Consider the following 24,899-nt stretch of genomic DNA (forward strand, 5'->3'; position numbering starts at 1 on the left):
TCGGGCACCGAACGGCCCGCACCGCAACGCTTGAACGCCCCGGGCGAGGTGCTACCGCGTCACACCTCGGGGCGCAGCATCGGCGGGTTGAGCAGCGTGGCCCCGCCGGCCCGGAACAGCTGCGCCGGGCGCCCTCCCTGACGGGTCGTCGTGCCGCCGGTCGGGACGAGGAAACCGGGAGTGCCGGTCACCTTGCGGTGGAAGTTGCGCGGGTCGAGCGCCACCCCCCACACCGCCTCGTAGACGCGGCGCAGTTCACCGACGGTGAATTCGGTGGGGCAGAACGCCGTGGCCAGGGACGAGTACTCGATCTTCGAGCGGGCGCGCTCCACCCCGTCGGACAGGATCTGCGCGTGATCGAAGGCGAGCGGCGCCACCGGATCGCCGTCGCGCCCGAACCCGCCCTGTTGCAGCAACTCCTCGACGGGCGCCCAGCGCGCGTTGCTGGCATCGCCGCCCGCGCGGGGGGCGGGCAGGTCGGGGGCGAGTGCGAGGTGGGCGACGCTGACGACGCGCATCCGCGGGTCGCGCTTGGGGTCGCCGTAGGTCGCGAGCTGCTCCAGGTGCGCTCCGTTGTCCTGGACGGGGACCGCCGGGTCGTGGGCGCGCAGTCCCGTCTCCTCGGCCAGTTCGCGGGCGGCGGCCTGGGCCAGATCCTCGTCGGCCCGCACGAAACCGCCGGGTAGCGCCCAGCGCCCCTGAAAGGGCGGCTCGCCCCTGCGTACCGCCAGCCCGCACAGAGCATGGCGGCGCACGGTCAGCACGACCAGGTCCACGGTGACGGCGAAGGGCGGATACGCTGACGGGTCGTAGGACATGCGGCGATCATAGTCGTCTGCCTGACGATAAACACTCCCTTCGTCGGTACCGCCGTGACTGATCCACTTCGGTGCGATACGTGGTTGATCCTCCGTTTCCGGCCGTCGGCCGACCGGGACTCGTACGAGGTCACGCCCCCAATTGCAGTCCTTCGGCCGCCTCCTCGACCATGGCGACACCGAGTCGACCGACCCGTACGGAGAAGGGGGCGCCCGCGATCCGCAGTCCCGTCAGGCCGAGTTCGCCCAGGGGCGCGCTGCGGACCGGGCGGAGGGTGACCGTCCGGGCGGGGGCGTCGGGGCGGATGCCCGCGAGGGTGGTCAGCAGCAGTACTCCGGCGGCGGCTGCCGTGGCCGCCGGACGGCAGGCCGCCGGGTGAGGAACGGGAGCGCTCCCCTCCGCCCGCTGCTCCCCCGCGTACATCTCGGGGAGCCGGTGTCCGAACGCCTCGGCCGCCGCGAGCACGCCCCGCAACAGTGAGATGGCCTCCTTCTCGTAGCCGCCGGCGGCCAGGCCCGCGACGGCGATCGCCGTCTCCTGCACCCGCACGGCGCCGCTCCGGTGGCCGAACGGGCTGAATCCCGGTTCCTTCGCGCCCAGTCCGCGCAACCCCCAGCCCGAGTCCATCGCCGGGCTTCCGAGCAGTCGGGCGAGTTGTTCGGCCCGCGCCTTGTCGAGCAGGCCGGGTGCGTACTCGCCGCCGCCCAGCAGTCCGGTATCGAGGAGATGGGCCGCGGTCGCGCCGAAGTGCGGCACGAGGCGTCCGTCCGGAAGCCGGGCCGCCGCCGGGCGACCGCCGCCCAGGTCTTCGATCCAGAAGTCCGCGCGGAATGCGGTGCGCAACTCCTGGGCCCATTGCCGGAGTTCCGTACCGCCGGGTCTGCCGAACGCGTCCAGCAGATCGGCACCGAGCACCGCTGCACGGTGAGCGTGGGCCTGTGTCTCGCAGCGGACGGGTCCGCCGGGGTGTGGGTCACGCAGATAGGTACCGTCGCCCACGGTGGTCCGCAGCCAGGTCAGACAGCGCTCGGCGGCCGGCAACAACTCCTGTGTCTCCTGCTCCGGGAGCCCCCAGCGGCGGGCCTCCGCGAGCAGCGCCGGGAAGAGCAGGGTCGCCTCCGTGCCCGTGCAGCCCGGCGGTAGATGAGCGCCGGCATCGCGGCGCGGTCCCGGGATCATTCCGAACTGTGCTCCTGGGCGCGGGAGTTGGGTCCGGGCCAGGGTCCTCAGCGTGCCCGCGGCGAGCCGTGTACCGAGGGGCAGCGTCATACGGGCCGCCGTGAGCGACTCCGCAGGGGCCAGACCGCACCGCCAGGGCGCACCGGCGGCGAGATGTGTGTCGGCGGGATGTGCCGGGTCGCGCAGCAGCAGTGCCTGGAGATCCTCGACACTGGTTCGCAGAAGGGCCTGGGCTCTCGGGTCGTCACCGGCCGCCCGTGCGGAGGCCAGTGGGCTGGTGGCCCCGTGGCCCACGGCCCGGACCGGTCCCGCGCCGTCCGGCCGTACTCGCAGTTCCACACTCGCCGTACCGCCCGGTGGCAGTTCGAACTCCCAGCGCAGTAGTCCTGCGGAGGCCAGCGCGTCGGAGGGTGGCGGGTCGGCGGTGACCGTCGAGTTCCCGGTGGCACCGGACCAGCGCAGCCCGGAGTCGTGCACGCTGGCGGGCAGTTCGGGTCCCGCGCTGCCCGCGGCGATCGCGCCGAGGTCCGCCAGGTCGGTGCCGAGCGCCACCTCGACCGGCAGGCGCAGCGGGCGCCAGGACACGCTGCGCAGAGTGATGCGCTCCGTACCGTCGGCGTGCCGGGTCCGCTCGACCACGAGGTCGGGGTCCGGGCCGCAGTCGGGGGCCACCCGTACGGTCCCCACGAAACGCGCGCGGTCTGCCGCTGTCATCCTGGCCTGCACCGCCAGCGGTTCACGTCCGGCCACCCGCAGCTGACAGCGGGAGAGCACTCGCCGGCCCGCGCGGTAGAACCCCTCCAGGCCCCGGCCGTTCAACTGGCCCTGCTCGGTGGATACGGCGAGCCCCGGGAGGGCGACGCAGATCAGCGTGTTGTGGGTGGGCGGCAGTTCGACGGAACGGCGTGGCGTCGGGCGAGGCGTGCGCGGCACGGGGCTCTGCGGCGGGGAGAGGGACGAAGACCGGAGCGGGGACGGAGACCGGGAGGGGGGTGGTGGTGGACGGCGGATGCGACCGGGCTCCGAGCCCTCCACCGGCCGCTGCGACGGCTGCGACGGCTGCGACGAGCGTCCGCCTTGGCCGGTGAGGGAAGCGAGGCGCCGGTCCTGGTCCGAGAGTGGCGCGGGGGCACCGGAGTCAGGGCTGTCGTCGGCGTCGGAGGGCGGCGTCGGCTGATGCATGGGCGGCTTCTTCTGCGCTCTGTGCGCCTCGGACGTGTTCGGCGCCGGATGGAGAGTCCCGAGAGGACAAGGGCTGTACGGCGACACGACCCGATCAGGCGTTCCGCCACTCAGGTGAACGGAGCCGGACTCCTCCTGGTCACGCCCGCGGCCCGGGAAGCCGACCGAATGGCGGCGGAGCGGAGAAGGCAGACGCGCGGCACCGGTTCCACGGCCTCGGCCGCCGCCGACACTCACCGTGTGTGGGGTCATCGCCCCGAACTCGACGACCCGGCGGACCACGACTCCGAACAGACCGAAGACACCGAAGACACCGAAGACACCGAACCGTCCGCCTGACCGACGTGGCTGACCACCGCTCCCCCGACCCTTGATCATCCGTCCCCCTCAATGCCGTTGCTCCCCCGCACGGGCCGCTCCGCGCAGGTGTCATGACGCCGCGAACCGCTCCTCCCGGAGGTGCGTGCCCGTGTGCCGCCGGGGCGTGCGGTGCCCTGCGCCGGTGTGCGAGGACGGGAGCCGTCCGGTTCCGCGGAACGCGGACGGCCCTCGGCTCCGTCGGCGGTACGCGTACGGCGCCGACGACGGGAAGCCGTGGGCGATGCCGGTGCCAGGGCGTCGCCGGGACCGCTCGCACCCTGCGGTACGGAACCGTCGGCGACCTCCGCGTCGCCCACCCCACCGGCCTCCGCCCCCGCACGGTCCTTCCGTTCCGCGCGCAGGCAGCGGCGGATCGACTCGGGGTCCAGGCCCTCGTTGCAGGCCTGGTGCAGGAGGCGGGCGAACAGGTAGTCGGAGTCGGCGCCCAGGGCCATGGCCAGCGCCTCCCGGGCCTCCAGGTCGTCGCCGGTCGACCAGGCGACCCAGCCCGCGAGGGTGAGCGGAGCCGCGGCGTGTTCGCCGTAGGGCCCGACGCAGCGGCGGGCCAGCGCGCGCCAGAGGCGCAGGGCCGGAACCGCCTCGTCGCCTTCCATCCATTCGGCCGCGCGGTCGCGGGTCGAGCGGTCCTGAAGGCCGAGGATCAGTGTGGCCGCTTCGTCGTGGGCGAGCAGTGCGTCGTCGCGCAGGTCCGAGTGGAGTGCGCCGGACACGGGTGGTGCCGCGGCGAACCGGTCGAGGATCAACCGGGCGAGGTCCAGCGTCTCGTACGCCACGTCCGCGCGGTAGGCGTCGTCGAGAATGCGGGGTACCAGGGCCGAACCGGCGGCGTCCAGGGCGGCTTCCTGCTCCAGCGCGGCGGCCGTCTCCCACGGCAGCAGCCTGCTGCGCAACTCGCGCAGTGTGCCGCGCACTTGGAGCCCCGCGTAGGTCGCCGCGGCGGCCAGCACGGAGGTGCCGGGCAGGCCCATCGGGGACCCGTCGACCGGGCAACACCCCTCGATCGGGCAGCAGTAGGACCAGAAGCGGCCGTCCGAGATGCAGAGCGCCTCGATGACCGTCACGTCGAGCCGGCCGCACTCGGTGCGCAGGTTCTGCACCAGCGGACGTAGCCGCTCCATGACCTGGCGCCCCGTCTCGCCGGGTGCCGGTTCCTGGCAGACGTAGGCGATCATCTGCTCGGGCCTGGTGCCCCTGCGCTCGCTGCCGGTCACCAGGCCGTGGGCCAACTGCCGTGCCACGGACGCCCAGTCGTCCGCGCCGGCGGGAATGCCGAGCCGCGCTCGGCCGCCGAAGCGGCCCCGGCCGCCGCGATCGTGCAGGGCGACGAGGACGATGCTGTCCTCGGGGCGGTACCCGAGGAGGTAGGGCAGGGCGTCGGCGAGTTCGGCCGGGGTGCGCAGGGTGACTTGGTGGTCGGCGCCGTGGCGGTCGTACGCGGTGGGCTCGATGTCGCCGTTTTCGGCGGATCCGGTCGTTTCGCTGTGATTCGTCATGCGTTGACGATCTCGCGAATCTCCCCATCCCGCTTGAGCCTGTGGATAAGTCCGGTCAGGGGCACGTCATGTGGGGATCGGGGCGGCCAAGTCGGCCTGTGCGAGCGGGACATGCGAACCGGAATCGCACGCTCGGCCGCCCGGTAGCGCGGATCCCAGTACGGAAGCTCAGCCCGCCGCAGCGAGGACCAGCGGGAGGACCTGTTCACTCCCTGCACGGCGGAGCAGGCGGGCGGCGACCGCCAGGGTCCAGCCCGAGTCGGTGTAGTCGTCCACGAGCAGGACGGGGCCGGGATGGGCGGCCAGGGCGGCGGCCAGTTCCTCGGAGACGTCGAAGGCGTCGGACAGGGCCCTGAGGCGTTGGGCGGAGTTGCTGCGGCGGGCCGCGTGTGTACCGTCCGGGCCGGTGTGCGTCAGGGTGCCCAGGAGCGGGAGGCGGCCGATGGTCGCGATGCCCTGGGCGAGGGAACCGACCAGTTGCGGACGGGCCAGGGACGATACGGCCACGATTCCCACGGGACGGGCGGAGGCGTCGGTGACGTTCGGTGCCCAACCACCCGGAGACCGCGCCCAGTCGGCGAGGACCGCCACCGCGGCCTTCAGGACGTCGTCGGGGACCGGGCCGTCCGGTGCGTTCTCGGCCAGCAGAGGGCGCAGCCGGTTGCCCCAGCCGATGTCCGAGAGCCGCCCCAGGGCACGTCCCGTGGAGCACTGGTCCTTCGCCGGGATGCGCCCCTTGAGGTCGACGCCCAGCGCGGCCATCCCGGTCGGCCACATCCGGCGCGGCTCGATCTCCGTGCCCGGGCGGTCCAGTTCCTTCGTCGCCCCTGTCAGCGTCTCCGTCGAGACGGAGGAGTCGATCCAGGCGCCCGCGCAGTTGTCGCAACGGCCGCAGGGCACCGCCCCTTCGTCGTCGAGTTGTTGGCGCAGGAACTCCATCCGGCACTGGGCCGTACTCACGTAGTCGCGCATGGCCTGCTGCTCGGCCGCGCGCTGCTTGGCCACCCAGGCGTACCGCTCGGCGTCGTACACCCAGTCGGCTCCCGTGGCCGCCCAGCCGCCCTTCACGCGCTTGACCGCTCCGTCGACGTCCAGGACCTTCAGCATCGTCTCCAGGCGGCTGCGCCGGAGATCCACCGCCGTCTCCAGGGCCGGTACGGACAGCGGCCGTCCCGCGTCGGCGAGCGCCGAGAGGGTCTGGCGGACCTGGGTCTCGGGCGGGAAGGCCGTATCGGCGAAGTAGCGCCAGATCGCCTCGTCCTCCCTGCCCGGCAGGAGGAGCACATCGGCGTGGGCCACACCGCGCCCCGCACGGCCCACCTGCTGGTAGTAGGCGATCGGCGAGGAGGGCGAACCGAGGTGGACCACGAAGCCCAGGTCCGGCTTGTCGTAGCCCATGCCCAGGGCCGATGTGGCGACCAGTGCCTTGACCCGGTTCTCCTGGAGGTCGATCTCGGCCTGCAACCGGTCGGCGTTCTCCGTCTTCCCGGTGTACGAGGCCACCTTGAAGCCGCGCTGCCGCAGGAAGGCGGTGGCTTCCTCGGCGGCGGCCACGGTGAGCGTGTAGATGATTCCCGAGCCCGCCAACTCGTCGAGGTGCTCGGCGAGCCAGGCCAGGCGGTGTGCCGCGTCCGGGAGTTGGACCACACCGAGCCGCAGGCTCTCCCGCTCCAGCGGGCCGCGCAGCACCAGGGCCTCACCGGCGCCGGTGCCCAACTGCTCGGCCACGTCGGCGGTCACGCGCGCGTTGGCGGTCGCCGTGGTGGCCAGTACCGGTACGCCGGTGGGCAGTTCGGCCAGCATCGCCCGCAACCGGCGGTAGTCCGGGCGGAAGTCGTGTCCCCAGTCGGAGATGCAGTGGGCCTCGTCGACCACCAGGAGGCCGGTCGTAGCCGCGAGTCTGGGCAGCACCTGGTCGCGGAAATCCACGGAGTTGAGCCGCTCCGGGCTGACGAGGAGGACGTCGGTCTCGCCCTTTTCGACCTCTCCGTAGATGCTGTCCCACTCCTCCGGGTTGGCCGAGTTGATCGTGTGCGCCCGGATGCCGGCCCGTGCCGCCGACTCGACCTGGTTGCGCATCAGGGCCAGCAGCGGCGAGATGATCACCGTAGGCCCGGAGCCGCGTCGGCGCAGCAGGGCGGTGGCGACGAAGTACACCGCCGACTTGCCCCAGCCGGTGCGCTGCACGACCAGCGCGCGCCGGCGCTCCTCCACGAGGGCGGCCACCGCCTGCCACTGGTCCTCGCGCAGCCGCGCCGTGCCACTCGGATCACCGACCAGCTCGGCGAGGATGGCGTCGGCTTCGGCACGCAGCTCCTGGTTGCTCATGCCCCCATGCAACCTCACGCCACTGACAACGGCCCAATCCCCCGCCGTGGGGAAGAGGCGCTTCCGGCCGTCCTGACCGCCCGTCCCGGGCGCCCCGCGCACCGGGGCCGACCTGCTCCCTCTAGACCTTCCGCACCTCAATGGCGTACGAAAGTGTCGTGCTCGATCGTCCCAGGCGTCGTCGGACGACGCATTGGGTAGGGATATAAGCCACAGACCATCAGATAAGGGGCTGTGGCCCCATTTGCTCGTTGCCGCATCCCAGTTCGACAGCAAGAATTGGAGTCCGCTCCCCGCACGGTTCGTCCGTGATCCGGTAGGGCTCTGCTGCGGTGTGCGCTCCCCCGAATCCGACCTCGCCCGCAGTGTGGGCGCGTAGCCGAAGGGAGGACCGTGACCTTCGGATTCGCTCCGTCCTCCGCGGCATCCACGTCGACGTCAGCCGACCTGTCCGCCGCTTCCGCCAACCCTCTGGCCCGTATGCTCGAACCCTCCGAGTGGGCCGCCGCCGGAATCCCCCTGCTGCGCAATCCCCGTGAGGTCGTCAGCGGGCTGCACTCCCGGCACCGCCCGAGACCGGCGACCGCGATCGTGGCTGTCCTCGACCCGGACGAACGGCTGCTCGCGAGCGCCTCGTTCGTCCGCCGGTCGGCCCCGGCCGACGGCTGGATGTTCCGCAACGCGCTGCTCGCGCAGCTCCGCCGCGTCATCCCGCACGACCTGCGCCGCCGCACCCCGGTGCGCACCGCCGTGCTGCTCTACTGCCGTGAGGGCGACGCGCGTTGGACGGAGGAGGACGGGGCGTGGATGTGGGGGCTGCGTGACGCCTGCACACTGCACGGGCTGCGCTGCGGGGCGTACATCACGCTGACCCGTGACGGCTGGCAGGTGCTCGGCGAGGGGCGTGGCGGCCGACGCCCCAGCGCGGACTCGACGCCGGAACCTTTCGCCATGTCCGAGGTAGCGCCCCTGCTGCCCCGCACCGGCGGCGGCGCCGCCTCGGAAGTACTGCGCCGCGCCGCGGCCCGCTGAAACACCGGTCCGGGCTCCGCGCCCGGACCGTACGGCTGTACGAGACCGCCACGGCGAGCCCGTACGGCGCCGGGCCGCCCCCGGTGCCCCCGGACAGGGACTCCTGGCCGGTTCATCACGCACGGGCCGGTTCATCCCGCACGGGACGGAACCCCTGCGGAAGGCACCCTTCATGGACCGTGCCCGGGCTTCCGGGCACGGCAAAGCGCTCACCGTGCACAGACCGCCGCGACGGCGCCCGAGTGGGTCGCCGTCGGCCTCTGAGAGCCCTCCGAACGTTCCGGAGACGGCTCTCAGACGCCCGCGCCCAGCACCGAGTTGATCTGCTGCGGGTCGCCGCAGACGATCAGCAGGGTGCCGGCCCGGCCGAGGGCCAGAGGCAGTGTGGTGGCGGCAACGGTGTCGGGACCTCCGTTGACCGCGACCACGACGACGGGTCGGGACGCCGCCCGGCCCACGACGGCGGCGTCCGCGTAGAAGACGTCGTCGCGCGCGTCGTGCTGCGCCCAGTAGGACGTTTCACCGAAGGACAGTTCATGGGCGGCCCACGGGTGCGGTTCGCCGGTGGTGATCACCAGCACGTCACCAGGGGTACGGCCCGACTCCAGAAGCAGGTCGACGGCTTCCTCGGCGGCGTCCAGCGCGCCCTCGGCCGAGGCCGGGACGAGCTGGATCTGCGGGGTCGCCACAGCGGTGTCGGAGGCGGCGGGGGCAGCCGGACCCGAGGGTCCGGGCTTTACAGCGGCCACGTCACGCGGCGTGCGTTGCACCGGCGCCGTGGGCCGCAGAGGGCCGGGGCGACCGGGACGCGACGGCGCCGCGGGGCGGGGGCCGGGTACGGGACGGGGGGTCGGCGCGACGCGGCCACTGGCCGGAGTGGCGCGGGGACCCTGGGCACTCTCGTGAATCTGAGGCTCCTCGGGAATGAGAGGCATGAGCTGATTTTTATCAAACGTTGGCGCGGATCGCGTCGGCGGGTGGCACATCAGTGCGAGCGGAACGGTCAGAAGTCGAAGCCGAGCTGCCCCTCGATCTCCGGAACGTTTCCCTCCGCCCAGCTGCGGGCCTTCTTGAGGTGCCGCCACTGGGGCAGCGCATCAAGATACGCCCACGACAACCGGTGGTACGGGGTGGGGCCCCGCTCCTCCAGTGCGGCTTTGTGCACGGGCGACGGATACCCGGCGTTGGCCGCAAAAGCGAAGTCTGCATGGTCGATGCCCAGTTCGGCCATCATTTTGTCGCGCTGAACCTTGGCGATCACCGAAGCGGCGGCCACCGCCACGCACGACTGGTCGCCCTTGATCACCGTACGAACCCGCCAAGGGGCCCCGAGGTAATCGTGCTTCCCGTCGAGGATGACCGCGTCCGGGCGAACCGGCAAGGCCTCAAGGGCACGCACCGCGGCGAGCCGCAGCGCGGCCGTCATCCCCAGGTCGTCGATCTCCTCCGGGGAGGCGTGCCCCAGGGCGTACGCCGTGACCCACTCGCGGAGTTCTTCGGCGAGTCGGGTACGCCGCTTGACCGCGATGAGCTTGGAGTCGGTGAGGCCTTCGGGGGGTCGGCGCAGTCCGGTGACCGCCGCGCAGACAGTGACGGGGCCGGCCCACGCGCCGCGCCCCACCTCGTCGACGCCTGCGATGACCTTGGCTCCGGTCGTGGCGCGAAGTGAGCGCTCGACGGTGTGAGTAGGTGGTTCGTACGGCATGGCGACCTCAGGGTACGCCGCCCGGGACCCGCTGCGACACCCCGGCTTCCCCGATCGCCCTCAAGACCGTCCCGGTCCGGCTTCACGCACCGCTCGGCCGGAGCAGCGGAAGCATCAACTGGTCGAGCATTTCCTCGATTTCCTGGTCGTTCCATTCACTGCCGCACACCTTTGATCTGTACATCATCATCGCCGGGATGGCGTCGAAGACATAGCTGTTGGACGCGTCGGGGCGAACCTGACCTCGCTCGATTCCGCGGTCGACAGCGTCGCGGATCAGTCGGAGGGTCGGTTCCACGACCCCTTCGACGATCACGCCGTGGAAGCGCTCCGCCTGCGCCATGTCGCATTCGTGAATCACCGCACGCAGGGCGGATCCGGGGCGCGAGAACATCGCGTCGCGCGCCCGCGTGCACAGCGCCAGCAGATCCGCGCGCACATCGCCGAGGTCGGGCAGTTCTTCCAGACGCGGCAGTCCAGCCTGCAACGCGTCCGCGACGAGGTCTTCCTTCGAGGACCAACGGCGGTAGACCGCGGCCTTGCCCGTCTGGGCACCGGCGGCGACGCCTTCCATCGTGAGGGCGTTCCATCCGACCGTACTGAGTTGTTCCAGTGCGGCGTCCAGGATCGCGCGTTCGAGCACGGCGCCGCGACGGCGGAGGGAGGCCGCCCGAGCGGGGGCGGCCGTCCAGCCCGAAGTAACCATCTGAGTCTCTCCAACGAGCAGTGGAATGGGGGATTCCGGGGATCGGGGACACATCGCGCGGCAGCGACGGGGGACGCGTCATGCGCGGGCGAGTTAAGTGAACGCTTGCGTTCACTGTCGGGGACTCACTACCGTTGACGCGGCAGTGAACGCGGGCGTTCACTAACTCACTTGTGGGGGACCCATAGTGACAACCTCTCAGTTGACCCAGAAACCAAAACCAGGAGCGGCCCGCCGGGAGGGACATCCCGGCATCGCGCTCGCGGTCATCGCGGCCTGCCAACTCATGGTGGTACTCGACGCGACGATTGTGAACATCGCTCTCCCGCACATTCAAGCCGCACTCAGTTTCAGCACCACCGACCTCACATGGGTCGTCAGCGCCTACACCCTCACCTTCGGCGGCCTGTTGCTTCTCGGCGGCCGGGCGGGCGACATCCTCGGCCGGCGCCGGGTGTTCATCACCGGCATCCTGCTCTTCACCTTCGCGTCGCTGCTCGGCGGACTCGCCCAGGAACCATGGCAGTTGCTGGCCGCACGCGTCCTCCAGGGCGTGGGTGGCGCGATCGCGTCGCCCACCTCGCTGGCACTCATCACCACCACGTTCCCCGAAGGCCCGGAACGCAACAGGGCGTTCGGAGTCTTCGCCGCGGTCTCGGCGGGCGGCGGCGCGATCGGCCTGCTCGCGGGCGGCATGCTCACCGAGTGGCTCGACTGGCGCTGGGTGCTCTTCGTCAACGTGCCGATCGGTCTGCTGATCGCCGTACTCACACCCCTGTACATCAGCGACTCCGAACGGCACACCGGCCGGTTCGACATCGCGGGCGCGCTGACCTCGACGGCGGGCATGGCGTCCCTCGTCTACGGCTTCATCCGCGCGGCGGACAAGGGGTGGCGCGACAGCCTGACCATCGGGTCCTTCGCGGCGGCGGTCGTCCTGCTGGTGGCCTTCGTGATCATCGAAACCCGGGCCAAGGAACCGATCACCCCGCTCAGGATGTTCGCCGACCGCAACCGCTCGGGCACATACGTGATCATGCTGAGCCTGGCCGCCGCGATGTTCGGCATGTTCTTCTACATCGTGCTCTTCGTGCAGAACGTGCTGGGGTACAGCCCGATCCGGGCAGGTCTGGCCTTCCTGCCGGTGACGGTCGTGATCGCGGCCGGCGCGGGACTGTCCCAGCAGTTCCTGCCGCGGTTCGGACCACGGCCGTTCATGCTCGTCGGCTCGGCCCTCGCGGTGATCGGGCTGGCCTGGCAGACCCTCATCAGCTCGGACAGTTCGTACGTCGACGGAGTGCTCGGCCCCATGCTGGTGTTCGGCTTCGGGATGGGCCTGAACTTCGTGACCCTGACGATCACCGCCGTCTCCGGTGTCGCCCCGCACGAGGCGGGCGCCGCGTCCGCGTTGCTGAACGCCATGCAACAGGTGGGCGGTTCGCTCGGTCTGTCCATCCTGACCACGGTGTTCGGCTCGGCCAGCAGGGACGAGGCGAAGAAGCAGCTGCCGAAGTTCCTGGCCGATGGATCGGCGGAGCAGAAGCAGGAGTTCGCCAAGTCGCACCAGCTTCCCGCGACTTGGGGGCACGAGGTGCTCGCGCACGGCATCTCGACGGCCTTCATTCCGGCCGCCGCGATGGCCGTACTCGCCCTGATCACCGCCTGGTTGGTGATCAGGGTTCGCAAGAGCGACCTCGACGCCCTTGCGGGCACGGCAGGTCCGGGGATCGGCTGACCGGTCGGGCCCCGCCCGGGCCCGACCGAACGGCAACAGCACCGGCCTCAACATCGGCGAAAACCTCATGACCACCCCCACAACTCCCGTGCCCTGTCTGTCCTGTGTGGACCCATGTGTCACACAGCAGCTGCCAGGACAACGGCCAGGCGGTCACGCAGAGTTCCCTGCAAGCACAGAGAGTTCCCACCGCACGCGGTTGGCGCGGCCAGGCAGGAAGCAGGCAGGCAGGCAGGCAGGAAGGAAGGAAGGAAGGAAGGAAGACGGAAGCGTCAGACGGCCTTCGGCGCCCAGCCCGGCAGCGCCTCCGTCCGCTCCACCCACTCGGCGGGTGGCGTCCCGGCCTTCCCGCCGGCGATCACGCCGCCCACGATGGCGCAAGTGGTGTCCACGTCCCCGCCGACCTGCGCGGTGGTCCAGAACGCCTGCGCGTAGTCGCCGAGGCCACGAGCGGCCGACCAGAGCGCGAAGGGGACCGTGTCGTGCGCTGTCGTACGACGCCCGCAGCCCAGTACCGCGGCGACGGTACCGGCATCGGCGTAGTCGAGCATGTCGCGGGCGCGCCGCAGTCCCGTACCGACCGCGCTCTTGGGGACGAGGGCGATGACGCCGTCGAGGAGCGCCTCGGCGCTGGGCGGGCCACCGGGGGCGGCGGCCAGTGCGGCTGCCGCGGCGACGGCCATGGCGCCGACGACACCCTCACGGTGCTGATGCGTGGGGTAGGCCGAGATCTCGGCCTGGTGGGTCGCCTGCTCGGGGTCGTCCGCGTACCAGGCGCCCAGGGGTGCGATTCGCATCGCCGCGCCGTTGCCCCATGAACCCTGCCCGTTGAAGAGGGCGGCGGACAGTTCACGCCAGTCGCCGCCTTCGCGGACCAGGCGCAGCAACCGGTTGACGGCGGGGCCGTAGCCGCGGTCGAAGTCGTGGTGCTCGGCGAAGGAGTGGGCCAGGGCGTCCTGGTCGACGCGGTGGTGGGCGGCGAGGACCGCGACCACGGAGCAGGCCATCTCCGTGTCGTCCGTCCACTGCCAGGGCGCCGGGGGCAGCTCGCGGCGCTTGAGGAGCGGGTAGTTCACGGGGACGAAGAACTGGGAGCCCAGTGCGTCCCCCACGGCGAGCCCGTGCAGGCTGGCCAAGGCGCGGCCCAGGCGCCCGCCGGGAGAGTCAGGAGAATCAGAAAAGCCGGAAGGGTCGGAAGGATGGGCAGAGGAGTCGGCAGTCATCGGTCCGTCACCCTACCCACTGATCCCGTACGGCTCCGGGTCCCGCCAGCTGTCGAACGGCCGGTCCAGCGCGTACCGGCCGTCGTCTCCCAGAACGAGCATCCGCATCTCGGCGTTCCCCGGATTGGACAGCGACTCGAACTCGGCGACCGTCCAGTGGAACCAGCGCATGCAGAAGAGTCGCATCGCCAGCCCGTGCGTCACGAGGAGCACGTTGGGCGGGTGGTCCGGGGCCTCGAAGCTGCGGTACAGGCTCTCCAGGAAGCCGCCGACCCGGTCGTAGACGTCGGCGCCGGACTCGCCCTGGGCGAAGCGGTAGAAGAAGTGTCCGTAGGCGTCCCGGTAGGCCTTCTGGAGGCGTACGTCGTCCCGGTCCTGCCAGTTCCCCCAGTCCTGCTCACGGAGCCGGGGCTCCTCGCGTACGCGTACGAGGTCGGGGTCGAGGTGGAAGGCCCGGAAGGTCTCGTGGGTGCGGCGGTACGGGGAGACGTACACGCTGATGCGCTCGCGGCCGAACACCTCCCGCAGCCGCTTGCCGGTCTCCTCGGCCTGGCGCCATCCCTGGTCGGTCAGCGCCAGGGCATGGTCGGGTTCACGCTCGTACACGGTGTCATCAACATTGCCCGTTGACTCGCCGTGCCGGACAAGGACGATGCGCCGTGGTCGTGCCATGCCAAAACCCTAGATCCAGTGGTGGCATATCGAGCACTCGTACGGGCTCCATACGGCGTAGGTCACACGAATTGTGCCCGATGGGCCACATAGGGGCGCACGATTCACACACCGGGACGTCGGTGACGGCGGCCCCGTCAGTCCGGAATTCAAACCGTCCAGCCCGGTTCCAGTTGCACGATGTCCCCCGTGAGGGACGCGACGTCCGCCTCGATCTGGGCCCTCAGGGCGAGCCGTTCCACTCGCTCGGTGCGATATTTGCCGTGTTCGGCGGGCGAGTGCCACATCGAGAGCACCATGAACTCGTGTCCCGGGGCCTCGCCGAACATCCCTCGGAGCATGCCGGGCGAACCGGCCATCGCCGGGTTCCACACCTTCTCCTGCATCAGCGTGAAGTGCTCGGCGCGCTCCTCATGGACCCGGCACAGGGCCACCCGCACCAGGTCGGCGTCGGTGAAGCGCGGTTCGAAGCCGGTCTTCACATCGAAGCGATGGTCGAACAGCTTGACCTGCGCGTCCTTGAAGGTGCCCATCTGGGTCGACGCCAGCCGGTCGTGGGATCGGGCCATGAAGGAGTCGTAGAAGGCACGGCTTTCCCAGAACGCGAAAATGTGTGCCACTCCTGGCCGCGCTCTGCTCCAGCCTCCCCCCTGTCCCCGAAATCCCGGCTCCCCCAGAAGCCCCGCCCACTTTCGCTGCCCGCGCTCGAAGCCGCGGCGGTCCATCACGGTGCAGCGAATCCACTTGACCAGCACCGCGCCATCGTAAGGCCACTGAGCGTGGCGCCGGTCACGCTCCGGCGGAGATCGTCCGCGCATACGCCCCCGCGCGCGTGGCACGATGGACAACGAACGCTGATCGCCCGGCAGTTGGGGCGCGCGATCGAGGTGCACGGGGAAGGGGAACTGTGGTGAACGGCCTCAACAAGGGGATCCGCAAGGCGGAAGTCGGGCTCCAGTGGGATCCGAGTCCCACCGGGCAACCGCCTGTCGATCTGGACATCGTTGCCACCACGTATGTGGCGGGTGATCTCTACGGCACTCCCGCGTACGCGGTGTACTTCGACAGCCGGTCCCCCGACGGCACCATCTATCTCAACCGGGACAGCAAGGACGGCAAGGGCTTCGGCTGGGACGAGGTCATGACGCTGGAGCTCGACAGGCTCGCCGACCGGTACGCGCGCGTGGTGGTCGGTGTCGTCATCCAGCAGCGGGTCGCCCACCGCACGTTCGTCAACGTCCTCAACCCGAAGCTACGGATCCGCGAGGGGTACACCGTCCTCACCGAGGAGGACTTCGGTGACGTCCTCGGGGCGACGGCGGTGACGGTCGGGGAGTTCACCCGGGACGAGTCCGGAAGCTGGGACTTCCATCCCGGCATCCAGGGCTTCGACGACGACCCGGCGACCTTCATCAGGACGATGGGCAGGGCTCGGCAGTCCTGAGCCCTGCCCCGGGCAAGGTGTCAGCCGGCGGTCCAGCCCGGGACCGTCGGCAGCACCGCCTCGGCGATGCGGAACAGCGCCTCGTCGTCGGGCGGCACGTCGTCCTGGCGCCAGATGGATATCTCGAAGGAGTCGCCGCCGTCCTTGGCGCTCGTGGAGACCAGCAGGCTGCGGGCGATGCCCCCGGGGCCCGTACTGGCGTCACCGCCGCCGAGGCTGAAGCTGATGGCTACCGTCCGGTCCGAGTAGAGGACGGCCGGATGCCCCAGCACCTTCTTCACCTGCGAGGTGGAGTCCACATAGCGGGCCGCCTGGGCTACGGGAATGTCGTCGTAGGACGCCGACAGCCTTACGGAGTAGGTCCTCAGGTCGACGTCCGCCTCAGGGCTGGCGATCTTGGTGCCGCCGGCCAGCGTCATCCAGCCCGCGCTGCCCGAGGCGGACTGCGCGTGTTCGTCCGGGGTCCCCAGGAGCACCGGAAGGTCAGCGCGGTTCAGCGCGGTGCAGAGCGCCTTCGGCGAGACGTACTTCGCCGGCAGGGTGTTGTCCGTACTCGCCGAGCAGACTGCCGGCTTGGTGTCCTGTGTCGTCTTCGGCAGGACTCCCCCGAGTCCCCACATACCACCCACGACGCCGCCGACCACCACTACCGCCGCGACTGCCTGGGCCCCCGCCCGCATACCCTTTTCGGGCTCGACGAAATCGTCGGCCATGTCCCCCACCCTCCCCTGTGCGCACGCTATGCGCGCTGAGGGAGATTAACTGCTGATCGTTCTGCTGGGAAACCGGATTCCTGACGCCTGTCATTCCTCGGCGCCAGGCTCTCGGTCCGGGAACGCGCGCAGCCTCAACTCGGGCGCCCTGTGGTCGGCGAGCCATCGCATCCGGCGGTCGTCCGCGGCGAATCCGGCGCGTGCGATCCGGGTCCACGCCTCGCGGTCGAGCACCTCCAGGTAGGCCGTCCGAAGTGCCTCCCGCTGCGCGGCGGTGCACCCCGAGGCCTCGGGAGGCTTCGTCGTCAGGTGCTGGGCGAGCAACGCGATGCTGAAGTAGCGCCGGACGGTCGGGGCGGGCGAACCGGCATGGCGGGCATGAGCTTCCAGAACCGCTGCCGAGTGAGGGTAGTGAGCGAGGGTGATTCCCATCCCCTCGCAGTCGCTCATCTGATGGAGCAGCCGACCGATGTGATCGACCATCTCGGTGTCGGTGCCGAGGTCGGCGATCTCTTCATGGAGCCTGGTGACTGTCGCGACCCGGCCGGCGAAGTATCCGTTGAGGAAGTCGCCGTCGCAGGCTCGGCGGAGCAGCCAGGGTCGGGCGGTCGGGTCGTCGAGCCTACAGAGCGCTTCGACGACGTAGACGCGTCCCCAGCCGGTGACTCGCTCGGCGAGCCAGAGAAGGGCCTCGACGCCTCCGAACCGAGTCTCGAAGGCGTGTGCCGCCAGCGGCCCGAAGTGGTCGGAGAGCAGCCCGATCGTCTGGATCAGCGGGATGTCGTCGGCGGTTCCCACGGCGGCGAGCAGGGCGAGCCCGACGGTGACCGAGCATCGATCGGTCCCGTGGCGGACCAGCCAGCGGCCTGTTCGGCGAGCGCGTTCGCTGTCCGCCCGTTCGGCCGCGGCGGCGATGTGCTCGTTCTGGTGAATCGGGATGTGGACGTGGTGGAAGGCATCGGCCAATTCGGCGGGCCGGGCGGAGGAGCGGGCGAAATGCGCGTCCAGGACGAGCGCCGCGTCCTTGCCGACCGAGTGCCGGTCCTCAGGTGCCTCGGGGTGTCGTCGACCACGATGCGACCCGTCGTCCGGATAGGGTTCCCCGTCGCGTGGAAGCGGCTTCTCCGGGGCCAGTCGATGCAGCCGGAGCGCGTGCTCGTACAGGGTCGTCGGTGATCCGGGCAGTGCTGTCCCGGTCGTCTCGCTCACCGGGAGACGGTGGACTCGATTCTCTTGATCATGGCCGAGAGCATGGCACGGCGGCCGAGGTGACAACAAGCCATTAACGCGTCAATCCGATGCGTGCCGAAGGCGGTGGAGCCGAGAATCCGGCTCCACCGCCCTGAACGGCCAACTCACTTCAGGCAGTTGCCTTGATACTGGTGGAGAGCACTTATTCCTGACGTGCGCTATTCCCCAGCTTCCGACCCATCGCTCTGGAAGGCCCTCAGCCCGAGTCCCAGAGCCACGGAATCGGCCAGCAGCATGTAAACGCGCCGTCGGTCAGCGACGCGGCAACAAGGAGTTGAGCCGAGTGAACAGCTGGTCGGCGCGGGCGATGGTGGTGTTGCTGATCTGAGGAACGAGTGACACCTGCTCGCCGAGCAGAACCGCGGCCGGCTTGTAGTGGTTGAAGCGTGTGGCGATCTTCCGCTTCTTGAACACCGCCTCGATCTGCCGGACGACGCGAGGGTCCTTGGCGTTGAGCTCGGAGGCGCTGATCGGCTTGGTGAGCTCGGAGGCGTAGGCGCGGTTGACGAGTTCGATGTAGAAGTCCCTGTCGAACAGGTCCTCGACGTCTGCGTCGGCCGTGCCAGTGAACTCACTGATCTCGACGAGCCCGTTCCTGGCGAGCTGGTTGTTGTCCCGGAGGCGCTGAACAGCCCCGACGTCTTTGGTGCTGGAGTCGACGAGAACAGCGACGTTCAGCTTGTTCGCGCCCAGGAGGGTCACGAAGGTGGACAGCTTCCCGGAGCCACCGATGGGAGTCTTGACCCAGCGCGGGTCGAGTCCAATGGAGCCGTTCGTCTCGGCGATGTCCGTGAGGACGTCGAGGTAGATCAGGTCGCTGGGGCCTTCGAGGAGCAAGGTGTGCTCGCCCACGAACAAGGTCTGGGTCATCTCGACGCCCATCGCGGTCAGCAGCGGGAAGGCGGTGTCCTCGTCGGCTTTGAAGATCTCCGAGGAGACCTTAGCGCCGCCGCGCTCCATATCGACGACTGTCCGGACCCTCTGGAGGTGGTCGGGGTCGACCATGAACGGCGAGTGGGTGGTGTAGAGGACCTGATGCTTGGGAGCCAAGCGGTCGTCGATCAGCCGGAGCAGGTCTTCCTGGGCGCGGCCGTGGAGGGACAGGCCCGGCTCGTCCAGGAGGAGGATCAGGTTCGTGGTGCCCGCCGCCTCCACCTCGTTGAAGTACGCAAGGAAGCTGAAGAACCAGACGAACCCGCGGGACCGGTCGTCGAAGGGCACCGACGCGCGGTGCCGACGGTTGAAGACCCGGATCTGAAGGATCGGTCCCTCATCGAGGGGCGGCTGGGCCCCCGGCTCGGGAGACAGAACCTCCAGGCGTACTTCCAGCTCGGTGTTCTGGGACCAATACTCGAAGACCTCGTCCGAGATGACGTTGCCCGAGTTCTCCAGCTCACGGATCAGCCGTTCGTGCTGGTCGGAGTCCTGGAACTCCTCCGGTGAGACCCCGGCGATGTCCAGCAAGCTCAGCAGCGCCCGCTGGCCGCGGGGGATCTCTCCCGACGCTCGGCGCCGGATCAGGTCGGGCAGCGCGACCTTGCCCGGCATCGTGTCGTAGTCCGCGAAGTAGACGAACTTCGGCATGAACGGCTTGGCGTGCTGGTCGATCAGGTAACACCCGAGGCTGCTGTTGCGCCAGGCGCGGATGCGATCAGCCAGCTCGGTCGCACCGGACGGCGGCTCTTCCAGCCCGTCGAGGGCGTCGAGGAGGTCCGTGATGGTCTTTGCGCCGCCGATGGACCTCCCGGCCGCGGCCGGGAGGTCCAGGGCGGAGCGCAGGTGGTCGACGACCGCGGCCTCGTTGTAGGAGAAGTTGAAGGTCTTGGAGTTGTCCCGGTAGCCGATGACGACCTCGAACTCGGGGCTCCTCATAGCCTTCGAGCCGAGCTCCTCCTCGATGGCCTTCATCTCGGTGTCGTCGAAGCGGAAGGTCGCCCGGACCACGGGGATCTTCTTGCCGACCGGGAGCCGCTTACGGTCGCGGGTCTTGCGGGCGGGGAAGTCGACCACCTCGTCGAAGGAGGCGGACTCCACGGGGTTGACCCGGAAGAGCGCCTGGAGAAGGGTCGTCTTGCCCGACTCGTTCTTGCCGACAAGGCAGGTGACGTCCTTCTCGACATCAAATATGTCGGAGTCCTCGACGGACCGGTAGTCGGTGATGTGAGCTCTGACGAGTTGCACTTTGCCTGGGGGTCCTTCCTCGCTTTCCTGGGAGGAGTCCCGGCGTGCCGTGTCGAGAGGCAATGATCACAACAGCGTGACACTGGGTGCCTTCGGTGTTGTGTTCGAGGTATGTTCCAGACGCCAATCAGGAGTGACCCCGGTGTGCCCGTCGACCTCGACGCCGCCGGGGTCCTCATTTGAGCTAGATCTGAGGGTAACGCCCCCTACTGACAGTCCCTCATCGTTTGTCTCCCGGTGCCCTCACCTTGCTGGTGGCCTCTGCTGCCTTGGCAGGACGTGGAGGTTGTTCGGCCACTCGGTCAGATGAAGCCGGCGCTGGCGGTTCTCCAGGACGACCTGTTGCAGTGGGCCGACCAGTGCCTCGTGGTCAGCCTTGAGCTGCTCGGGCTCCTCAAGAGCATGGCCCCGGAACTCCTTGGTCTTCACAAGCTGCCGTCGCAGCAGTTTCTCGCTGTCGAGCGTCTCACCGGAGGCCCGGGCCTTCTCGTGGAGCTCGCTCCTGATCTTGAACCGCAGGTCGTCCAGCGTGGAAGTGCCGCGGGCTCTCCGAATCCTCTGCACGAGCCGCCACGTACCCTCCCCAGTCACGCTTTGCGAAGCGAACCCACCGAACTGCCGTGTTGATATGCATGCCGAAGAGTTCGGCAATCACAGGTGCCGGCAGGTCAGTCGCGAGAGACATTCGAGCAGCGTTACGAGCGCCCGGGGGCATGATTCCGAATCTCCTCAGCCTCTGAGCAAGGGTTCCAGCGGCAAGATGCATGCCAGCCCTTCTTCCCGGGAACAGCCAATGCGATGCCCCCGCTGCCGCCCCAATGACCGACAAGCTCCGGGGAGAGTCAGCGAGTTCCATCGCAAGGCACGCAAGCTGTGGAGGTAGGAGCAGCGGCTTCCTACCGAGAGAAACGTAGCTCTCCCCATCCTCATGAATTAGGTCACCGACAGTCAAGCAAACAATCCGAGCGAGAGTGGCCCCGAAGACAAGAACCAACGCTCCGGCCACCCGAACATCCAGCGGAATTTCACCATCATTTACGCATCGGTGAATCTGCCGGATGTGGTCATACTCGTCAAGGACAACTTCAGGATTCGCTTGCGTGCGGCATGGCACGAATACCGGATCAATCAAATGCCGACTCACAGCCCAACCAATAAAGTATCGAACCTGATATTGCATAGTCGAACCTTCTGCGAGCCAGCGGTCGACGCCTTCCTGGCTGACCTCCTCAAAGAGACGACCTCGTCGATCTAGCCAATCTAAAAACTGAAAGGTAATGCTAATCCGTCGCCGAGTCGATTGAGCCGCACCATAACTGAGTTGGTGACGCTGAACCTTCCGTCGAACTCGGAGGATGATATGCCATTGTATGAACGGGCGTACCAAGCGCACGTGATGAGCAGGCTTGCCCACTAGCAGGTTCTTTGACCAAGTCTCAAGGCGTCCAAAGTGTTCCACCCGCTCAGGCAGTACGCGAGTATGGACTAGTGCACTGCGAGCATAATCCGCGGCAGGCCCCAGCGGCATCTCATCCAAGAGTTCATGGCTTACTTCCCTATCCTCTCGGGCAACTTGGACTAGTAACTGTGCAGCACGCCCCTTGGCTAGCCATTGAAGTGTGCGGTATGGACGCGGAACGCTTCCTAGCACCTCGATCAACGGCTGAATTTCCGGCTTGATCAAGCCGTCTTGATCGGAGAAGAGGTCACGCAATCTCATTTTAAGGACGCAACGATCACAATTCCCGTCCTCATACGGGAATCCCGCTTCTCCGCAGGTGCGGCAAAGGTAGTCCACCAAACTACCGCCACAAGGGCCGCACACACGCCTTCCAAATGAGTTAGTGGCAATTAGCGTTCGCCGCTTGCCGCATCCCTCGCAATCCCCTGGTTCAGACAGAGTGCCCTGATCCGCTTTAGCATTCCGAAGAATCTCCGCCGCACCCTCTTCATCGAGGCTAGGCAGCGTTGAGGACATATGCTGTAGCACTCGCTGCCAGCGCTTCTCGGACAACTGGCGACCGCGGCTGCTCATTGTTGGCCAGGGCGACGGATAGTGGTACGCCGCAACAGCGGAACAGGATTGGCCTCAGCACCAGAAACCTTTCGCACCTCCGAATGAACAACCTCAACGCCAATGAGGTCGTTGGGAGTGCACCCAAGGATGTCACAGAGAGCAGCCAACGTATCCATAGACAATCGCTGCGGTGGTTGAGTCACTAGGCGAAATACCTGCTCGCGAGAGAGGTGGATTCCCCTCTCCGCAAGTAAGGGAACCAAGTCCGTGGTTTGAAACATCTCGCGAGCTGCCATAAGTTGGCGCAGGTTCTATCGGATCCCCATCTTCTTGATCACGAGTACCTGGCTTTCAGAGAGCTCTGAACTAGCCGATTCCGATATTCGTCAGATACGCCTGAGTAGATGGCTGTAGTGGAAGCATATTCATGACCTACCTGATCCTGCACGAATCGCTCCGGGTAATCGAATTCGATGAGATGCGTAACATAGCTATGCCGAAGGCAGTGAAGATTTAGCTCTTCAGGAAGCCCTGCCATGGTTCGAGCCGTTTCGAATGCCTCGTCCAGTCGGCGCATAGAGATACGGCTTAGACGCTCGGTAATCCACAGGGCGGGGTGCTTACCTGGCGACGCAAGCGGCCGAATCTCTTCAATGTAGTGATCCAGCAATTCAACCACCCAGTCGAACTCGGGAACCGTGAACACGGTTCGCCGCTTCGGCGGACCGCCCTTTGAGGATTTACCGTAGCGAATAAAAATCGCCCCGAAACGCCCATACGATGGAGCCTTGGGATTCCTCCTCAGATCATGTAGATCTAGGCGCACAGCCTCCTGCCGGCGCAACCCGTATGCGTATACCGTTTTGAGTAATACGGCATCCCTCATGGCTGCCAAAGCGCCCTTGCGGCGACAGGCTCTGATGTCCTCGACCCGTCCATCCGCTGCGTCGAATAGGGCTTGCACCTCGTCATAAGCGAGGGGGCGCCGTTCCGAATCACCTTCATATTCACTAGAGTGGCCGATGGTGTTCCACTCGTGCAGAATCTGCACTGGTGCTTGACCAAAGGAATCAAAGCACTTTACCGGCCAGCCATAACGAGCATCCGTAACGTAACCGCAGAACATTCGCAGCGCGTTCTGATAGCTCCGCCCAGTTGACGCCGCGAAGGTTGGTCGCCTATCCCGAAGGGAATTCATGAATGCGTCAACTTCGGCTACCATTGCCATGGGTACTCATTGGTGAAGTCGGCAAATCTCCTGATAAGGGCGAGGCGCGGTTTGATCGTTCCCATCCCAGTCCAAAAACCTGGCCCGCTGCTGCCGAGCCCACCCCTCCAGCATCGCCTCGAAGACGGCTGTCTCGGGGTCCAGATGCACGACCCCGTCAGCAAGCATCAGGTGCGCAGCACCTGGCAGGCCCACCCCACTGCTCATGTTGCGTCTAACGCATCATCGTTGAGTTGGTTATGCTGGGCCTGCCATGGGTGCCCTTGAAGATTGGGGTGCCCAGGGCGCAGGCCCTGGGCACCTTCAGGTGTTACTTCTTCTTGGACGGCGTCTGCGACAGCGCGCTTGCCGCCGCAGACTTCTCGGCCTTGGTCGACTTCGGGTTGGCCAGGACCTTGGCTGCGGCCGACGCGGCCTTCTTACCTGTCTGACGTGGGTTCTTGGACATGATCACAGTTCCTTTCGTGCCACTTTGCGTTGCAGCTCAGAACGTGATGTCATGCATGCCTGGATGCGGTACAGGACGTCTCGTTCTGGCTGCGGTGATCGTCTGACCCCTCCGAAGGGTCAGCCGATCACCATCCGGCGGCTTCTCCGCCGGAATTCTCAGGTATGAGATTCGAGTTACCCAACATCACGCTGAGCACCGCCCTCTCGGCTCTCTCGAATCACATCAGCAATCTCGCTGGCGATCTCCTCGACCGTGAACTGAGCGGTGCTTCTCGCCAACTTGTCGGCCAGGGACGGGCTTTGCGCCATTACCTCGTCCTTGGTGATGTTGTGCCAGATGGGCAACAGGTTCTGTTGCCCCGTCACATACCTCGTCACCAAGCCGTCAAGTTCGTACTGCGGCCACCCCTTCTCGAAGAAGGGGCGCGAGAGAATCACGATGCCGAACTGGCTGTTAGCCAACCCATGGTCGATCTTGCGGCGGAGGCTGTCGCCGATCCTCAGTTCGAGAACGTCGAGCCACACAGAGATGCCAGCTTCTTGCAGATACTGTGCGAGCGGTCGGGCCACGGCCTCTTTGTCTTCACTGGCATGGGAGATGAAGACATCTCGTACGGGCTCACTGCGGCCTGCAGAGTAAGGCGGCAGCTCATGCCTGATGTCCGCCAGGGAACCAGCATTGCTCGGGCGGAGCACGGGCAGCGGGGGCGGTTCGACGGAGGCCGAAGACCTCACCCTGCCCTTGAGGCCCATTAGATCAACGGTCACGTACCAGTGGCCGCTGCTCGGAACCGTAAGACGTACCGGCGAGCGCCTCGCCAGCCCACCGATACACCTGTGGTCTCGCCCGCTTTTGTACTTCTGATAGTTGCTGCTGTCCATCAGACGCACATTGGCTGCGCTTCCGGACAGATTGATGACTGCGGTCGCACCCTTGGACTGACGACCGAGATCGTGGACTACGTAGTCCATGACTTTTCCTCTGTATCACCTTCACCGGGGACCTGTAGGGCGGTTGCGCCGGATGCAACATTGTTGCGTGCGCTTCAGCGGCGGGTGTATCCCCAGGCCAGCCGCTACGCGGGAGGGGCGTCAGCACGAGGCTGACGCCCCTCTCATCAGGGATTACTTGTCAGGTGAGCGATTGCCGAGTGTTGCAC

General features: G+C 67.8%; 22 protein-coding genes. 4 read left to right on the top strand and 18 right to left on the bottom strand.

From position 1 onward, the window contains the following. Positions 1 to 59: 59 nt before the first annotated feature. Together ACWIHT_RS11755 and ACWIHT_RS11760 are read right to left on the bottom strand one after the other, a co-directional pair. A complete protein-coding gene (locus ACWIHT_RS11755; RefSeq protein WP_200716443.1) occupies positions 60 to 818 on the bottom strand; it encodes an NUDIX hydrolase in 759 nt (252 codons plus the stop codon). 130 nt (positions 819 to 948) lie between these two features. Continuing rightward, positions 949 to 2,931: a glycogen debranching N-terminal domain-containing protein gene (locus tag ACWIHT_RS11760; protein ID WP_456166961.1), complete on the bottom strand. Its 1,983-nt coding sequence runs from the start codon at positions 2,929 to 2,931 to the stop codon at positions 949 to 951. 363 nt (positions 2,932 to 3,294) lie between these two features. Between ACWIHT_RS11760 and ACWIHT_RS11765 the strand changes: the two genes are divergently transcribed. Beyond that, a complete protein-coding gene (locus ACWIHT_RS11765; protein ID WP_456166963.1) occupies positions 3,295 to 3,519 on the top strand; it encodes a hypothetical protein in 225 nt (74 codons plus the stop codon). 35 nt (positions 3,520 to 3,554) lie between these two features. On the opposite strand, the gene ACWIHT_RS11770 is transcribed toward ACWIHT_RS11765, so the two are convergent. Both ACWIHT_RS11770 and ACWIHT_RS11775 read right to left on the bottom strand, forming a co-directional pair. Next, a complete protein-coding gene (locus tag ACWIHT_RS11770; protein WP_456166965.1) occupies positions 3,555 to 5,054 on the bottom strand; it encodes a DUF4192 domain-containing protein in 1,500 nt (499 codons plus the stop codon). 168 nt (positions 5,055 to 5,222) lie between these two features. Beyond that, positions 5,223 to 7,382, bottom strand: coding sequence for a RecQ family ATP-dependent DNA helicase (locus ACWIHT_RS11775; protein WP_456166967.1), 2,160 nt, complete (start codon positions 7,380 to 7,382; stop codon positions 5,223 to 5,225). Positions 7,383 to 7,775: 393 nt separating this feature from the next. Between ACWIHT_RS11775 and ACWIHT_RS11780 the strand changes: the two genes are divergently transcribed. After that, entirely contained in the window at positions 7,776 to 8,414 is a 639-nt protein-coding gene (locus ACWIHT_RS11780; protein WP_456166969.1) for a hypothetical protein, read from the top strand. Positions 8,415 to 8,707: 293 nt separating this feature from the next. Here ACWIHT_RS11780 and ACWIHT_RS11785 read toward each other — a convergent pair whose 3' ends face one another. The 3 genes from ACWIHT_RS11785 to ACWIHT_RS11795 all read right to left on the bottom strand — a co-directional run bounded on the left by ACWIHT_RS11785 (position 8,708) and on the right by ACWIHT_RS11795 (position 10,825). Further along, complete coding sequence (locus ACWIHT_RS11785; RefSeq protein ID WP_456166971.1) at positions 8,708 to 9,349, bottom strand: hypothetical protein; 642 nt, start codon at positions 9,347 to 9,349, stop codon at positions 8,708 to 8,710. 68 nt (positions 9,350 to 9,417) lie between these two features. Further along, complete coding sequence (locus ACWIHT_RS11790; RefSeq protein ID WP_456166973.1) at positions 9,418 to 10,119, bottom strand: ribonuclease HII; 702 nt, start codon at positions 10,117 to 10,119, stop codon at positions 9,418 to 9,420. An 82-nt stretch (positions 10,120 to 10,201) separates the two neighbouring features. Continuing rightward, positions 10,202 to 10,825, bottom strand: a complete 624-nt coding sequence (locus tag ACWIHT_RS11795; protein ID WP_456166975.1) for a TetR/AcrR family transcriptional regulator — start codon at positions 10,823 to 10,825, stop codon at positions 10,202 to 10,204. Positions 10,826 to 11,012: 187 nt separating this feature from the next. Here ACWIHT_RS11795 and ACWIHT_RS11800 point away from each other — a divergent pair, with 187 nt between their 5' ends. Then, positions 11,013 to 12,560, top strand: coding sequence for an MFS transporter (locus tag ACWIHT_RS11800; protein WP_456166977.1), 1,548 nt, complete (start codon positions 11,013 to 11,015; stop codon positions 12,558 to 12,560). A 272-nt stretch (positions 12,561 to 12,832) separates the two neighbouring features. Here the strand turns inward: ACWIHT_RS11800 and ACWIHT_RS11805 are convergent, their stop codons facing one another. From ACWIHT_RS11805 to ACWIHT_RS11815, 3 genes are all read right to left on the bottom strand, one after another. After that, on the bottom strand, positions 12,833 to 13,783 hold the full coding sequence (locus ACWIHT_RS11805; protein ID WP_456166979.1) for an ADP-ribosylglycohydrolase family protein: 951 nt from the start codon (positions 13,781 to 13,783) through the stop codon (positions 12,833 to 12,835). A gap of 12 nt (positions 13,784 to 13,795) precedes the next feature. Then, positions 13,796 to 14,455: a histidine phosphatase family protein gene (locus ACWIHT_RS11810; RefSeq protein WP_026179190.1), complete on the bottom strand. Its 660-nt coding sequence runs from the start codon at positions 14,453 to 14,455 to the stop codon at positions 13,796 to 13,798. A 149-nt stretch (positions 14,456 to 14,604) separates the two neighbouring features. Beyond that, positions 14,605 to 15,210 (bottom strand): YdbC family protein, encoded by a 606-nt coding sequence (locus tag ACWIHT_RS11815; protein ID WP_456166981.1) that lies wholly within the window; start codon positions 15,208 to 15,210, stop codon positions 14,605 to 14,607. A gap of 155 nt (positions 15,211 to 15,365) precedes the next feature. Between ACWIHT_RS11815 and ACWIHT_RS11820 the strand changes: the two genes are divergently transcribed. Next, positions 15,366 to 15,899: a TerD family protein gene (locus ACWIHT_RS11820; protein ID WP_456166983.1), complete on the top strand. Its 534-nt coding sequence runs from the start codon at positions 15,366 to 15,368 to the stop codon at positions 15,897 to 15,899. 20 nt (positions 15,900 to 15,919) lie between these two features. On the opposite strand, the gene ACWIHT_RS11825 is transcribed toward ACWIHT_RS11820, so the two are convergent. The 8 genes from ACWIHT_RS11825 to ACWIHT_RS11860 form a co-directional block, all read right to left on the bottom strand. Beyond that, positions 15,920 to 16,612 (bottom strand): DUF6215 domain-containing protein, encoded by a 693-nt coding sequence (locus ACWIHT_RS11825; RefSeq protein ID WP_456166985.1) that lies wholly within the window; start codon positions 16,610 to 16,612, stop codon positions 15,920 to 15,922. A gap of 90 nt (positions 16,613 to 16,702) precedes the next feature. Then, positions 16,703 to 17,821 (bottom strand): hypothetical protein, encoded by a 1,119-nt coding sequence (locus tag ACWIHT_RS11830; RefSeq protein WP_456166987.1) that lies wholly within the window; start codon positions 17,819 to 17,821, stop codon positions 16,703 to 16,705. A 294-nt stretch (positions 17,822 to 18,115) separates the two neighbouring features. Further along, the gene (locus ACWIHT_RS11835; protein WP_456166989.1) at positions 18,116 to 20,044 is read right to left on the bottom strand and encodes an AAA family ATPase; all 1,929 of its coding nucleotides are present in this window, start codon (positions 20,042 to 20,044) and stop codon (positions 18,116 to 18,118) included. A gap of 243 nt (positions 20,045 to 20,287) precedes the next feature. Further along, positions 20,288 to 20,608, bottom strand: coding sequence for a hypothetical protein (locus tag ACWIHT_RS11840; protein WP_456166991.1), 321 nt, complete (start codon positions 20,606 to 20,608; stop codon positions 20,288 to 20,290). Positions 20,609 to 22,075: 1,467 nt separating this feature from the next. Beyond that, positions 22,076 to 22,369, bottom strand: coding sequence for a helix-turn-helix domain-containing protein (locus ACWIHT_RS11845; protein WP_456167117.1), 294 nt, complete (start codon positions 22,367 to 22,369; stop codon positions 22,076 to 22,078). A 26-nt stretch (positions 22,370 to 22,395) separates the two neighbouring features. Then, positions 22,396 to 23,289: a tyrosine-type recombinase/integrase gene (locus ACWIHT_RS11850; RefSeq protein WP_456166993.1), complete on the bottom strand. Its 894-nt coding sequence runs from the start codon at positions 23,287 to 23,289 to the stop codon at positions 22,396 to 22,398. Between the two features lie 310 nt (positions 23,290 to 23,599). Further along, on the bottom strand, positions 23,600 to 23,737 hold the full coding sequence (locus tag ACWIHT_RS11855) for a hypothetical protein (RefSeq protein WP_329268144.1): 138 nt from the start codon (positions 23,735 to 23,737) through the stop codon (positions 23,600 to 23,602). A 176-nt stretch (positions 23,738 to 23,913) separates the two neighbouring features. After that, positions 23,914 to 24,711 (bottom strand): DUF1883 domain-containing protein, encoded by a 798-nt coding sequence (locus tag ACWIHT_RS11860; protein WP_456166995.1) that lies wholly within the window; start codon positions 24,709 to 24,711, stop codon positions 23,914 to 23,916. Positions 24,712 to 24,899: the final 188 nt, after the last annotated feature.

This window comes from Streptomyces sp. NPDC002276, assembly GCF_053891435.1.